10 protein-coding genes are annotated in these 12,693 nt (G+C 48.2%); 8 read left to right on the forward strand and 2 right to left on the reverse strand.

Features of this window, described 5'->3' with window-relative positions:
* Nucleotides 1–208: 208 nt before the first annotated feature.
* The 7 genes from MHI48_RS12670 to MHI48_RS12700 all read left to right on the forward strand — a co-directional run bounded on the left by MHI48_RS12670 (nt 209) and on the right by MHI48_RS12700 (nt 9,782).
* Nucleotides 209–1,702, forward strand: coding sequence for a rhamnulokinase family protein (locus MHI48_RS12670; RefSeq protein ID WP_405144167.1), 1,494 nt, complete (start codon nt 209–211; stop codon nt 1,700–1,702).
* Between the two features lies 1 nt (nt 1,703).
* The gene (locus MHI48_RS12675) at nt 1,704–2,465 is read left to right on the forward strand and encodes a DeoR/GlpR family DNA-binding transcription regulator (RefSeq protein WP_076327809.1); all 762 of its coding nucleotides are present in this window, start codon (nt 1,704–1,706) and stop codon (nt 2,463–2,465) included.
* Nucleotides 2,466–2,578: 113 nt separating this feature from the next.
* A complete protein-coding gene (locus MHI48_RS12680; protein WP_017688927.1) occupies nt 2,579–3,307 on the forward strand; it encodes a (Fe-S)-binding protein in 729 nt (242 codons plus the stop codon).
* A complete protein-coding gene (locus MHI48_RS12685) occupies nt 3,304–4,824 on the forward strand; it encodes a LutB/LldF family L-lactate oxidation iron-sulfur protein (RefSeq protein WP_076327810.1) in 1,521 nt (506 codons plus the stop codon). The genes MHI48_RS12680 and MHI48_RS12685 overlap by 4 nt, the downstream gene beginning before the upstream one ends.
* A complete protein-coding gene (locus tag MHI48_RS12690; RefSeq protein ID WP_076327811.1) occupies nt 4,814–5,539 on the forward strand; it encodes an LUD domain-containing protein in 726 nt (241 codons plus the stop codon). Before MHI48_RS12685 ends, MHI48_RS12690 begins: the two co-directional genes overlap by 11 nt.
* 215 nt (nt 5,540–5,754) lie before the next feature.
* The gene (locus MHI48_RS12695) at nt 5,755–6,309 is read left to right on the forward strand and encodes a glutathione peroxidase (protein ID WP_076327812.1); all 555 of its coding nucleotides are present in this window, start codon (nt 5,755–5,757) and stop codon (nt 6,307–6,309) included.
* A 299-nt stretch (nt 6,310–6,608) separates the two neighbouring features.
* Nucleotides 6,609–9,782 (forward strand): bifunctional cytochrome P450/NADPH--P450 reductase, encoded by a 3,174-nt coding sequence (locus tag MHI48_RS12700; protein ID WP_076327813.1) that lies wholly within the window; start codon nt 6,609–6,611, stop codon nt 9,780–9,782.
* A gap of 189 nt (nt 9,783–9,971) precedes the next feature.
* Here the strand turns inward: MHI48_RS12700 and MHI48_RS12705 are convergent, their stop codons facing one another.
* Entirely contained in the window at nt 9,972–10,394 is a 423-nt protein-coding gene (locus MHI48_RS12705) for a hypothetical protein (protein WP_076327814.1), read from the reverse strand.
* A gap of 123 nt (nt 10,395–10,517) precedes the next feature.
* Here MHI48_RS12705 and MHI48_RS12710 point away from each other — a divergent pair, with 123 nt between their 5' ends.
* Complete coding sequence (locus tag MHI48_RS12710; protein WP_062833999.1) at nt 10,518–10,862, forward strand: hypothetical protein; 345 nt, start codon at nt 10,518–10,520, stop codon at nt 10,860–10,862.
* Between the two features lie 172 nt (nt 10,863–11,034).
* On the opposite strand, the gene MHI48_RS12715 is transcribed toward MHI48_RS12710, so the two are convergent.
* On the reverse strand, nt 11,035–12,690 hold the full coding sequence (locus tag MHI48_RS12715; RefSeq protein WP_076327815.1) for an MGH1-like glycoside hydrolase domain-containing protein: 1,656 nt from the start codon (nt 12,688–12,690) through the stop codon (nt 11,035–11,037).
* Nucleotides 12,691–12,693: the final 3 nt, after the last annotated feature.

Below are 12,693 nucleotides of genomic sequence, written 5' to 3' on the forward strand. Positions count from 1 at the left end.
GGAGAGAGTCGTTTTTGGTATACCCAAAAGAAAGAAAAACTGAAGGGTATTCAAACGCTTACATTGGTGATATACTCGTAAAATAAAGTTAAACAGTATTAAACAAAAACAAACAAACAATAAATACAGAATAAAGTACAGGGTTACGGACTGAATCAAGGGATACCGTTTGGAAAATAGGATGGGTTCGAAAGGTTGGTGAAGCGCGGTGAGTGTGCTGGCTTATGATTTGGGCGCTGGGAGCGGGAGAGCGTTACTGGGACATCTGAATGATCGTGGGATCGAAACGAGCGAATTTCATCGGTTCAAGAATGAACCAGTGAAGGTTGGCGAGCGGATGCACTGGGATATTCTGCGATTGCATCATGAATTGTTGCAGGGGCTTACCCTTGTGAAACAGCAGGGAGAACAGCCGGAGAGCCTGGGGATCGATTCCTGGGGCGTTGATTTTGGTTTGCTTGGCAGTAATGGTGAGTTGCTTGGTAACCCGTATCATTACCGTGATACACAGTTTAACGGCATGATGGATCAGGTACGCCAAGAGCTGAGCTCTCAGCGAATCTTCGAACGTACAGGGATACAGTTTCTTAGCTTTAATACCCTGTATCAATTGGCAACGCTTCAACGCAGCGGTTCCCCGTTGCTTCATGAAGCAGAGCGTTTTCTCATGATTCCGGATTTGCTACGTTATTTCCTGACAGGGGAAGCGGTGAATGAGTTCACCAATGCAACCACAACACAATTATACAATCCATCAGCGGGGCAGTGGGATAGTGAGTTGCTGGCGCATATTCGTATTTCGGAGAAACTGTTTGGTAAAGCCGTGCTGCCAGGTACCCGTGTTGGACAATTGCGAAGCAGTATCTGTAACGATCTGGGATTGTCCCCGATTCCCGTGATCGCTGTTGCGGAGCATGATACGGGTTCAGCCGTTGTGGCTGTTCCTGCAACGGAACGTTCATTTGCTTATCTGAGCTGTGGAACCTGGTCCCTGATGGGTACGGAGATAGATCATCCTGCAATTAGTACCGAGAGTCTGGCCTTGAACTTCACGAATGAAGGCGGGGCGGGCGGAACATTCCGTCTGCTGAAGAACATTATGGGTTTATGGATTTTGCAGGAAAGCATGCGCGAGTGGGAGCGCCAGGGGCAGGGAATTAGCTATGATGCGTTATTGGCGCAGGCGGAACAAGCACCTCCATTTGCCAGTTTGTTTGATCCGGATGATGAACTATTCATGCCAGCAGGAGATATGACGACCCGTATACGTCAGTATTGCCGTGATACAGGGCAAGTGGTACCAGAGGATCAGGGGGCTATTGCCCGGGCAATTCTGGAGAGTCTTGCATTGAAGTATAGAAGAGTTCTGGAATGGACGGAGCAATTGTCGGGTCAGGCGTTCAACGGATTGCATATGGTCGGTGGAGGCATCCAGAACCGCCTGTTATGTCAGTGGACTGCAAATTCCATTGGTAAGCCGGTATGGGCGGGTCCAGCAGAGGGAAGTGCCATCGGGAATATGGCTGTGCAATGGATGGCGAGCGGAGCTTTTAAAGATATCTGGGAAGCGCGTAAGGCCATTCGTGATTCATTTCCGGTAACTGTGTATGAGCCGCAGGACAGGTCAATCTGGGAAGATGCTTATGGCAGATTTCTGCGTGTGACGGCTTCATCTAATTCACAAGCGGGGAGTGAGGTGTAACATGCTGGCAGCCGAGCGGTATGACCGGATTGTGGAGATGGTGAATGTAAAGGGCAGTATGCGTGTATCCGAGCTTAGTGAGCGCTGCCGGGTGACGGAGGAAACCATCCGGCGTGACCTGGATCGGCTGGAACACGCAGGACGACTACGCCGATCTCACGGTGGTGCAGTGAGTGTGAAGGAAGATCAACCGGAGATCCCTTACCGGATCAGGGAGACAACCCATGCGGAAGAGAAAAAGCGGATTGCACAAGCGGCTCTGACGATGATTAATCCGGGTGATCGCATTCTGTTGGATGCGAGCACAACGGCAGGTTATATGGCAGCGAACATGCCGGATTTTCCGCTGACGGTCTTAACCAACTCGATCCAAATCGCTACTGAACTCAGCAACCGTGACAAGGTTGAGGTCATCTCAACAGGGGGCCAGCTGGCATCGCGCTCGTTATCTTTTGTTGGGCCGCTGGCGGAGCGTTCTTTGGAAACGTATCACGTGGATAAAATGTTTATGTCGTGCAAAGGTGTACATCTCGAAGGTGGCGGAATCAGTGAATCCAATGAACTCCAGGCAAGGCTGAAGCAGAAGATGGTTGGAATATCAGATCAAGTCATCTTACTTGCAGATGCCAGTAAATTTGGTGTACGTGCTTTTGCCCGAGTATCCGGGTTAAATGCAGTCCATATGATCGTTACCGATCAGCCATTGGAGGCTGAACAGACAGAACGTTTGAGCGGATACGATATTGGTATCATCACGGTTTAATCTTTCAGATTTTATCTATATAAAATGAACTAAACATTTACACGAAACGGAGTGTCCAGTGTAAATATTCATAGTAAATTTATCTACTAATCAGTTAATAGGAGCGTGTAATTATGAAGGTCTCCTTATTCATTACCTGCCTCAGCGATGCCATCTATCCCCGAGTGGGGGAGGCCATGGTCAGATTGCTCGCCGCTCATGGCGTTCGGCTGGATTTTCCGCCGGTGCAGACCTGCTGCGGTCAGCCTTCCTACAATAGCGGGTACTGGGATGAGACTCGGGTAGCGGCCAAAACGATTCTTGAAGCGTTTGACGACAGTGATTTTGTGGTATGTCCTTCGGGATCGTGTACGTATATGATTCATCATTATCCCGAGCTGTTCGCGGATGAACCAGTATGGTTGGAGAAGGCAAAACGATTGGAAGCCAAAGCTTATGAGTTTACTCAATTCCTCGTTCAGGTACTCGGGATAACCGATCTGGGCGCACATTTTCCGCACAAAGTAACCTATCATCCATCCTGTCATGGCAGCCGTCTGCTTGGTGTGAAGGATGAGCCGATGGCGCTACTCTCTCAAGTAAAAGGTCTGGAATTGGTTCCGCTCCCATTTGCTGAGGATTGCTGCGGGTTCGGGGGCACGTTTGCCATCAAAATGTCCGATATTTCAGGAGCGATGGTGACGGAGAAGGTCGATCATGTCAAAGAGACACAAGCCGAAGTGCTGGTTGGGCTGGACATGGCCTGTCTGATGAATATCGCAGGTAATCTGCGTTATCGGAATGAACCGGTGCGTGTAATGCATCTGGCGGAACTACTGTATGAGGGGGTGCGAACAGGATGAGCCAACCGGGAGTCATGGATACTACGGTCAAAGAACGTGCCGGACTGGCCTTGAATGATGATTTTCTGCGAAAAGCAGTCAAATTCACGACAGAACGTTTGCGTAACGGGAAGAAATCTGCCTCAGAAGAACATGGAAATTGGGATGAATGGCGGGAGCGTGGCCGTCAGATTCGTTTGCATACAATTGCGTATCTGGATTATTATCTGAATGAATTTGTGAACAACGCCCGTGCGAACGGGGTTCATATTCATTTTGCAGATACATCGGTGGAAGCAGCGGCAATTGCGCTGGATATTGCGGCGCATAAGCAAGCTTCTACGGTGGTGAAATCCAAATCGATGGTGTCGGAAGAAGTACATCTCAATCATGTGTTGGAGTCGGCGGGCATTGAAGCTATCGAGACCGACCTGGGTGAATACATCATTCAGCTGGCAGGCGAGGCGCCATCTCATATTGTCATTCCAGCCATCCATAAGAACCGCTATCAGATCGCAGAGTTGTTATCCAAGGAAGCGGGTGAAATTCTGGAGCCGGACACAACGGTACTTGCCGGATTTGTTCGCAAAAAGCTGCGCGAGAAATTCCTCGAAGCAGATATCGGCATGACCGGCTGTAATTTTGCAATTGCAGAGACGGGTTCCATGGTTTTGTTCGAAAATGAAGGCAATGCCCGTATGGTATCCACTGTTCCGAAAACGCAGATTACACTGATGGGCATGGAGCGGATCATCCCTTCGTGGACGGATCTGGAAGTCATGGCAACCTTGTTGCCACGCTCCGCAACAGGTCAGAAACTAACGATGTACATGTCAGGCATCACAGGTCCTCGCCGCACAGCGGATGCTGATGGGCCGGATGAAATGCATATTATTATCGTGGACAACGGTCGATCTTTACAGCTCGGTGATCCTGAATTCCAGGAGTTGCTGAATTGTATTCGCTGTGGTGCTTGTCTGAATGCTTGCCCAGTATATCGTCATATTGGAGGTCATGCCTACGGTGGGACGTACAGTGGTCCAATTGGCGCAGTACTGACACCTGCACTCAATGGCAACATTGATGAATGGAATGATATTGCCGGTGCCTCTAGTCTTTGCGGGGCCTGTTATGAAGCATGTCCGGTCAAAATTCCGCTACATGATATGCTCGTTTATCTACGTAGGCGTAAAGTGGAAGACGGCCATGGAAACAAAATGGAGAGCATGGGCATGAAGGGTTTTGCCGCTATTGTATCCAATTCCAAACGTTTCAGTGCGGCCATACGTCTGGGACAGATCGGGCAGAAGGCAGTTGTACGCAACAACGGCATTTCACTCAAATTGGGTCCACTTAAAGGCTGGAACAATTATCGGGTTGCGCCAAGCCTCGCCAAGAAATCCTTCCGACAACAATGGAACAAGCTGGATCAGGAACTGAACCAGGAGCAACCGGCCATGGATTCTTCCGTTCGCAGCCGCATGGAGCAGATTATTCGTGAACGAGAGGAAGGGGAGGGTACTAAGCATGGTCACTGAACATCAGCAATGGCTTGCACAATTGGAGAAGAAGTCCATTGATAAACAGGAGCAGTTCATGAATGACATTGCTTCGAAATTGAGGAGACCAAGGCAACGCCATGCGCCGACCCAACCCTTTCGGGGAGCACCCGACTTTTGGACTGAGCTGGAATGGGATGAAGAGAAGCGTATTCAAGCATTTACGGATAACTTTGTGAGTGTAGGCGCACACATTGCCCGGGTTCAGAACATGGAAGAAGTATCTCAATTTATTGCCAACAAGTCTCATGAACTGAGTGCCAGGTATATCATTCGTCAGAATGAACAGGCGTTACAGGATCTCGGATTGGAAGAGCAGCTTCCGGATGTACAGATCTCAGTCTGGAATAGTCAGGCGGATGAGAACTGGAAGGCTCGGGCAGCTGAGGCTGATATCGGTGTGGTCATGGCGGATTATGCAACAGCATACACAGGCTCGGTCACTGTACTTTCTTCACCGGAAAAAGGTCGTTCGGTCAGTCTCTTGCCTACGGTACTCATCATCATTATTCCAGTAGATCGACTGTACACCAGACTGGGTGAGACGCTGGATCGATTTGACGAAGCGGGGAGAGAGAATCTTCCAGCAGGCATCCACTTTATTTCCGGGCCAAGCCGCTCTTCCGATATTGAAAATGATTTAACCATTGGGGTACACGGACCAGGCATTGTATATGGTTTAATTATGGGTTAACGATGTGTTTAGCGTGATGGCACATCATGATTTTGATAACTGTCCGAGATGCAGTATTTGACTGCTGAGGGCAGTTTTTTATTTTGTTAACTATAGTTAAAAGCTATTAAAATTATATTAATTATATATTTCACCTATTAACAATGGAGGTGTATAATCCATTTCAAGAGAGAGTTCATATGAGATACAAAAGAGAAAGAGGAGGATGAATACAGATGAGTATATTTTCTTACCAAGTTCCGTTTATGGATAAACACAAGGGTGATTTTTCTGCTTTTAAAGGGAAGGTGCTACTTATTGTGAATACAGCAAGTCGGTGCAGCTACTCCCGGCAATTCAGTGAACTTCAGCAGATGTATGAGAAATATGGTGATCAGGGGCTGGAGATTCTGGCGTTCCCGTGCAACCAGTTTAACGACAAAGAACCTGGTAGTAGCGCTGAGGTAGCTGAGTATTGCAGAAGTCAGTTTCAGATATCCTTTCCGATTTTGGAGAAGGTTGAGGTCGTTGGGCAATCGATGCATCCTGTGTTTCGTTATCTGACTACAGAAGCGCCATTTCAAGGTTATGATCTGGACACGAAGGAAGGAGAGTGGATGGACACCTTTGTGAAAGAGAAGCATCCAGAATTGTATCAAGGTGACGGCATCAAATGGAATTTCACCAAATTCCTGATTGACCGTAATGGGGACATCCATGGCCGTTATGAAACGACAGTTGCTCCATTAGAGATGGAGTCTGTTATTCAGGTTCTGTTAAAGAATTCATAATTATACCTTAATCCCTGTCCTGAGGTCCTATGACTTTGGGACTGTTGAAGATTAGAACTGGAAATGTTAGGGTAAAAGAAGATAACGAAGGGCTCCATTTTTTTTAATCAAAAATGACCAATATACCATTTTGGTCAGTTAGTTCTATTGTGGTTTTATCGTTATCTGGATGAAATATGAAAATGTGCAAAAAATAACTTGAATCTGTTGATCTGAAGAGTAAGTGTAATCGAGTCTGTAAATCAAGTCATTATTTTTTAGTTGTAGAACTCTTAACTTGGAAAGAAGGAGTGAGTGTCATGCCACCAATTTCAGTGCCTCAACCAAAAACATTTGGCCCACTGGGCAATTTGCCGCAATTGAACTTTGAAGAGCCGGTGCAATCCTTGGTGAAACTGGCTGAAGAATACGGACCGATCTTTCGTATGGAGTACCCCGGGCGAAGTGAATTGTATATTTCCGGTCACAAACTGGTCGCCGAGGTAACAGATGAATCCAAATTCGACAAACGTGTTTGGGCACCCCTTGCGAAGGTTCGTGCTTTTGCAGGAGATGGACTATTTACGAGTTGGACCGAGGAGCCGAATTGGAAAAAAGCCCATAACGTACTGCTGCCAAGTTTCAGTCAACGTGCGATGCAGGGATATCACAACAAAATGATTGATCTGGCTGTGCAGCTGGTTCAGAAATGGTCACGATTGAACCCGGATGAGACGGTTAACGTTCCGGATGATATGACACGTCTTACGCTCGACACGATTGGTCTGTGTGGGTTCAACTATCGGTTTAACAGCTTCTATCGGGAAGAACCACATCCATTCATTACGAGTATGGTTCGTGCGTTGGATGAATCCATGAGTTCATTGCAGCGACTGCGTCTGCAAGACAAGCTGATGATCACCAAAAAGAAACAGTTTGAACAGGATATCCGTTCCATGTTCTCTTTGGTGGATCACATTATTGCCGAGCGCAAAGAGAAACCGCAGGAAGGCGCAGATGATCTGTTGTCCCACATGCTCAGTGGCAAGGACCCGGAAACAGGAGAAACGCTGGATGATGAGAACATCCGTTATCAGATTATTACATTCCTGATTGCTGGACATGAGACCACAAGTGGACTGTTATCCTTCGCCGTTTATTATCTGATGAAGAATCCGGATACGCTGGCTAAAGCACAAGCTGAGGTGGATCAGATTCTGAAAGATCCGGTTCCCACGTACAACCAGGTTCGCAATCTGAAGTATGTTCGCATGGTTTTGAATGAAGCACTGCGGTTATGGCCTACGGCCCCGGCATTTTCCCTGTATGCAAAAGAGGACACGGTACTTGCGGGTCAATATCCTTTGCAAAAAGGAGACAGTGTCAGTGTACTTATTCCCAAGCTGCATCGTGACCGCGAAGCATGGGGAGACGACGTAGAGAAATTCCGCCCGGAACGGTTCGAAGATCCGAGCAAAGTGCCGCATGATGCCTATAAACCTTTTGGTAACGGTCAACGGGCCTGCATTGGTCAGCAGTTTGCACTTCAGGAAGCAACGCTGGTACTGGGCATGGTGTTGAAGCATTTTGACTTCATAGATCATTCGGATTATCAGTTAAAAGTGAAAGAAACGCTGACGCTCAAACCGGATAACTTCACAATTCGTGTACGTGCGCGTGGTGGGCAGCCAGTCATGGCCGTTCCGGGTGTAGCGGTTGAAGAACCAAAGCCAGTTGCCAAAAGAACGGAGCCGGATGCAGCCAATGCCCACCACACACCGATGCTTGTTCTGTACGGTTCCAATCTGGGTACCGCTGAAGGCATTGCACGTGAAATTGCAGATACCGCCAGATATCAGGGTTTCCGGAGTGAGGTTGCTACGCTGGATGATCGTGTTGGCAAACTGCCAAAGGAGGGTGCCGTCATTATTGTCAGTGCATCCTATAATGGTCAGCCGCCAAGTAATGCCAAGATGTTTGTCGAGTGGATCGAACATGCAGATGCGAATGAATTCAAGGGTGTGCGTTTCGCCGTTCTTGGATGCGGTGACCACAACTGGGCCAGCACCTATCAGCGTATTCCGCGTTTAATAGATGAACAGTTATCTTCCAGAGGAGCAGAGCGGTTATCACCGCTGGGTGAGTCCAATGCCAGTGGAGATTTCGAGAAACAGGTGGGGGATTGGACAGAGCAATTATGGCCAGATCTCGCACGAACGATGGGACTGAAACTGAACACAAGCTCCAATAGCGAACGCAGTTCCCTATCTGTACAGTTTGTCAGTGGGCTCGCCGTAACACCGCTTGCGGATACGTATGATGCCCATGTGGCAGAAGTACTTGAGAACAGGGAGCTTCACGACGCGGGCAGTGAACGAAGCACACGTCACCTGGAGATTAAATTGCCTGAAGGCATAACCTACAAGGAAGGGGATCATCTGGGCATTCTGCCACAGAATCCACCGGAACTTGTGGAACGTGTATTGCGTCGTTATGGATTCACCGGAACGGAGCATCTTGTTCTGGATGCATCCGGTCGGAGTGCCGCGCATCTGCCGCTGCAACAACCGGTGAACCTGTATGATCTGCTCAGTCATAGCGTTGAGCTTCAGGAGGCGGCAACTCGTGCGCAGTTGAGAGAAATGGCAGCATACACCGTATGTCCACCGCATAAGAAAGAACTTGAAGCGCTGCTTGATGAATCTGTGTATATGGATGAAGTGCGGAATAAACGGATCTCCATGCTGGATTATCTGGTGAAATATGAGGCATGTGAACTGCCGTTTGAGCGTTTCCTTGAATTATTGCCTTCATTAAAAGCCAGATATTATTCGATCTCCAGTTCACCGCGTGTTCAGCCCGATCAAGCGAGTATTACGGTCAGTGTTGTGCGCGCCCCAGCATGGAGTGGACAGGGAGAATACAAAGGCATTGCGTCCAACTATCTGGCAAACCTGAAACCGGGTGACGAGATCGTCATGTTCACGCGGACACCGGAATCCGGCTTCCAACTGCCGGAGGATGCACAGGTTCCCGTTATCATGGTAGGTCCGGGTACAGGTGTTGCTCCATTCCGAGGTTTCTTGCAGGCAAGGCACGTATTGAAGGAACAAGGTCGTGAGGTTGGCGAAGCCCACCTGTACTTTGGATGCCGGAATCCCGAGCATGATTATCTGTACAAAAATGAATTGGAAGCAGCCCAGCAAGAAGGGCTTGTGAAGCTTCATACGGCCTTCTCCCGTGTAGACGGGGAGGAGAAATGTTATGTACAGCATCTGATGAGAGACGATGCCCGTCATCTGATTCCTTTGTTTGAAGAGGGAGCGCATCTGTATATCTGCGGTGATGGCAGCAAGATGGCACCTGATGTGGAAGCCACACTCCAGCAGGCATACGCTGATATTCATGGCAAATCCGCGAAGGAAGCAGAAGATTGGCTTAATCAGCTTCAGCAGGAAGGTCGTTATGCCAAGGACGTATGGACAGGCATCTGATGTACACATGTGAAGGGTCAGCTTGATCCGTAACTGGCTGAGCGGTGAGATACAGAAGCAGTTCTGTTCTCACCGCTTTTTGACATAAAATGATTCTTCAGCAGATAAGTGGTTGCATGGGTTATAATTAGGGAGCACCCGTATGCAGACATTTGGGAACCATTGTATGGCTTGCGAAAAGAACCAGCTTTACTTCCGCCTACAAGGCCGTTTCAGTTTTTTTCTTCCAGTGGTTGGCCGATAGATCGACTCGACGCTGGAGAGAGGAAATAATATACGGGAAGGGACTCTGCCTTTTCCCTGGAGTTCAAGATAATCCAGTCCCACGCCCACAAGTCTGATATTGTTAAATGCATTCCTGGAAGGGAAAGTCGTGCGGATTCCCACTCTGACGCCTCGCTGTGTTCGAGGAATATCGAATACCCGAATGGAATTCAGACTGAGTGGAATGAATAACTGCCGGTTTACTTTGATAAACTGCCTTGGATAGACACGACGAATACGTCCCGGTTCCAACCCGGAGAGTGGAGTATTCAGTTCTGCAAGGTGCCCCTGGAGTTCTGCCAGGCGCTGCTGAAGTGTTTTTCCAGTATGGAGATGCTGCCAGCTCATAAGTATTCCTCCGTTCGCCATTTGTACCTAGTATATGAAGCAACGGGGTCGGAAGGTGTACGTTTGATAGCCCATGTTCGTTAAGGCTAACGGGGTTTCTTTTATAATAGAGGAGTGATTCACATGATCGTAGAGATGTATAAAGACCTCATTAAGGATGAGCGTGGCAATTATTATCTAGCAGTGCAGATCGAGGGCAATGAGCTTACGCTCGTTAATGCTTTCGTCGAAGCGGCATTCACACCTGAACTGATCTACAATGAAGAGTTTCGTACCAAGCATAAAGAGATGGAAGGCGGATTTGTAGGCAAAATTGCGATGGACCTGCTAAGGCATGATGTGGTCATGGGGATGAAGCAAATCGACCGCAAACTGTTGAACTTGTCGGATGTGGAACAGCAGTTCACGGTAAATTATATTGATACGATTGAATTTTATCGTCATCCGGCGTGGCAACGGAAGGTGTAAGGTGAAACTAATCTCCTCTGTAACCAGAGAGAGAATGATTTCCGCAGTGGTAGTCAAATTCTATCTTGTGTCCTTATGAATAAGAAATAAAGAAATGTAAACGCACAAAAGGGAAAAGCGCAAGTGCAGGGGAAGTAAACCTCGGCAACTTGCGCTTTTTGCGTACAAACAATTAACGATACGTAGGATGGATGATGCCAATATCGCGCTCGGTGCTCAAATTTCCATCAGCGTAACGCTGCATTTCATTGCCTTTGATCCGAATCGGGATGCTCTCTCCTTGATAGAAGAGCTCTCCCTCAACGGTGCGAACGCTCATTCCAATAACGCCTTCCAGATGTCCGCTTTGATCCGTCACCAGTCGAATCCCTGACGGGCCATCCAGATGAACCTTGCCTTCCAGATATACCGTCATGCGATCAGGCGTGTTGACCAATTCATATCCTACTCCGTTGACTTTTCGGCTATAAGCCGTGTTGCCAGATACGATCTCACCATGATCCATGTCGATGGGGAGCAGTCCGGTAAACCAGAGCTGATTCGATCCAACAGGCATAATTCCGCATAATCGCTCCACATAATCGAGGAGACAGAGGATGGAGGGGGAGTAAGTCTCGGTAAAACCTTGTTCTCCGGTCCATGGGCTTAGTACCTGACCAAATCGCTTATCTTTGGATAGGGCGGACAAGATAGGCTGCATTACCCAGGTTAGCTCCACATATCGATGATGATACTCGAATGCGTGTGGCGCCCGAATCAGACTCAGGAAATTGGATGCCCCTCCCCAGCTGTTGTAGGAAGAAAAGGGATCAAATCTGGGATCATCCATTGAAATCGATGTAAACGGGTATTTAGCGAAAAACTTACTTGTATTCAACAGGTACCGACGCAGTAGGTTATCGAACAATTCACGGTCGCCCACTTCGCAGGCCATTACGCGGAGCAACACATCGGATTGGACTCTGACCAATTCGTCATTGCGATCCCGATCATAGAAGAACATATCCTGTTCGTCGTAACAATAAAGGAAAAGACTTTCCAGGCTAGACTCGGCTTTTGCTTTCCAATCCGTTCCCGATTCTCCCAGTTCTTCAGCCATGCGGGACAGATACAAGCGCTGACAATAGATATTGGCAGTCAGATCTGGTGCCAGAAAAGGCAGAATCGGAGAATCCGGGTGATAGGCAGAAGCATCATTCATGTAAGGTGTGTCCGGAACATGCCAGAATCGCGGGGATAAGTCATGTCCGGTGTCAAACGTACTGAAGGCCTCTACACAGCCAGTTCCTCGGGTATTACGGTTGCGTGCAATCCACTCATCGTAACGAACCATAGCCTTATGCATCGTGTTCAGGAAAGGCGACTGCTTCCCATGATTGCTATGAAGCTGATAGTGGTTCCATACACTGCGTGCCAGCGGAGTGACCAACTGGATTTGCCGGAAAGAGGGACCGTTTGCCGTGAGTTTATACGGGAGCAATCCATCTTCTCTTTGCTGCTTGGCAAATGCGAGATACGTTGTTTCGGACACAGAAGGAAGCAGGCGAGACAGTAGCTCCGCATTGATGGTACCTGTGCTCTCTAACCAACATCCCAGATAGATGCCACCTTCTTGTAAAATAGGATCGTTGTCTCCCATGGGCAGAATACAAGCAAGCAATTTCTCCACCGCTGCAAAATACGTAGCTTCCAGTTGTCCGCCCGATGCCGCAAACCGGATACCCGATGCATGCCATTCCTGTAATAACTGCTGATCTTCCGGTTTAACTGGCTGAACTTGATCCATCATCGAAATGTTGCGCAGCCGATTCAGTATCTCTTCTGTCATATG

Origin of the sequence: Paenibacillus sp. FSL H7-0942, from assembly GCF_045040715.1 — a bacterium.
In the GTDB taxonomy this organism is placed as follows: domain Bacteria; phylum Bacillota; class Bacilli; order Paenibacillales; family Paenibacillaceae; genus Paenibacillus; species Paenibacillus amylolyticus.

Bases quoted from the DNA above. Each gene is read 5' to 3' on its own strand.
- MHI48_RS12705 (WP_076327814.1), bottom strand. From the start codon at position 10,394: ATGAGCTGGCAGCATCTCCATACTGGAAAAACACTTCAGCAGCGCCTG.
- MHI48_RS12675 (WP_076327809.1), top strand. From the start codon at position 1,704: ATGCTGGCAGCCGAGCGGTATGACCGGATTGTGGAGATGGTGAATGTA.
- MHI48_RS12700 (WP_076327813.1), top strand. From the start codon at position 6,609: ATGCCACCAATTTCAGTGCCTCAACCAAAAACATTTGGCCCACTGGGC.
- MHI48_RS12695 (WP_076327812.1), top strand. From the start codon at position 5,755: ATGAGTATATTTTCTTACCAAGTTCCGTTTATGGATAAACACAAGGGT.
- MHI48_RS12715 (WP_076327815.1), bottom strand. From the start codon at position 12,690: ATGACAGAAGAGATACTGAATCGGCTGCGCAACATTTCGATGATGGAT.
- MHI48_RS12680 (WP_017688927.1), top strand. From the start codon at position 2,579: ATGAAGGTCTCCTTATTCATTACCTGCCTCAGCGATGCCATCTATCCC.
- MHI48_RS12690 (WP_076327811.1), top strand. From the start codon at position 4,814: ATGGTCACTGAACATCAGCAATGGCTTGCACAATTGGAGAAGAAGTCC.
- MHI48_RS12710 (WP_062833999.1), top strand. From the start codon at position 10,518: ATGATCGTAGAGATGTATAAAGACCTCATTAAGGATGAGCGTGGCAAT.
- MHI48_RS12685 (WP_076327810.1), top strand. From the start codon at position 3,304: ATGAGCCAACCGGGAGTCATGGATACTACGGTCAAAGAACGTGCCGGA.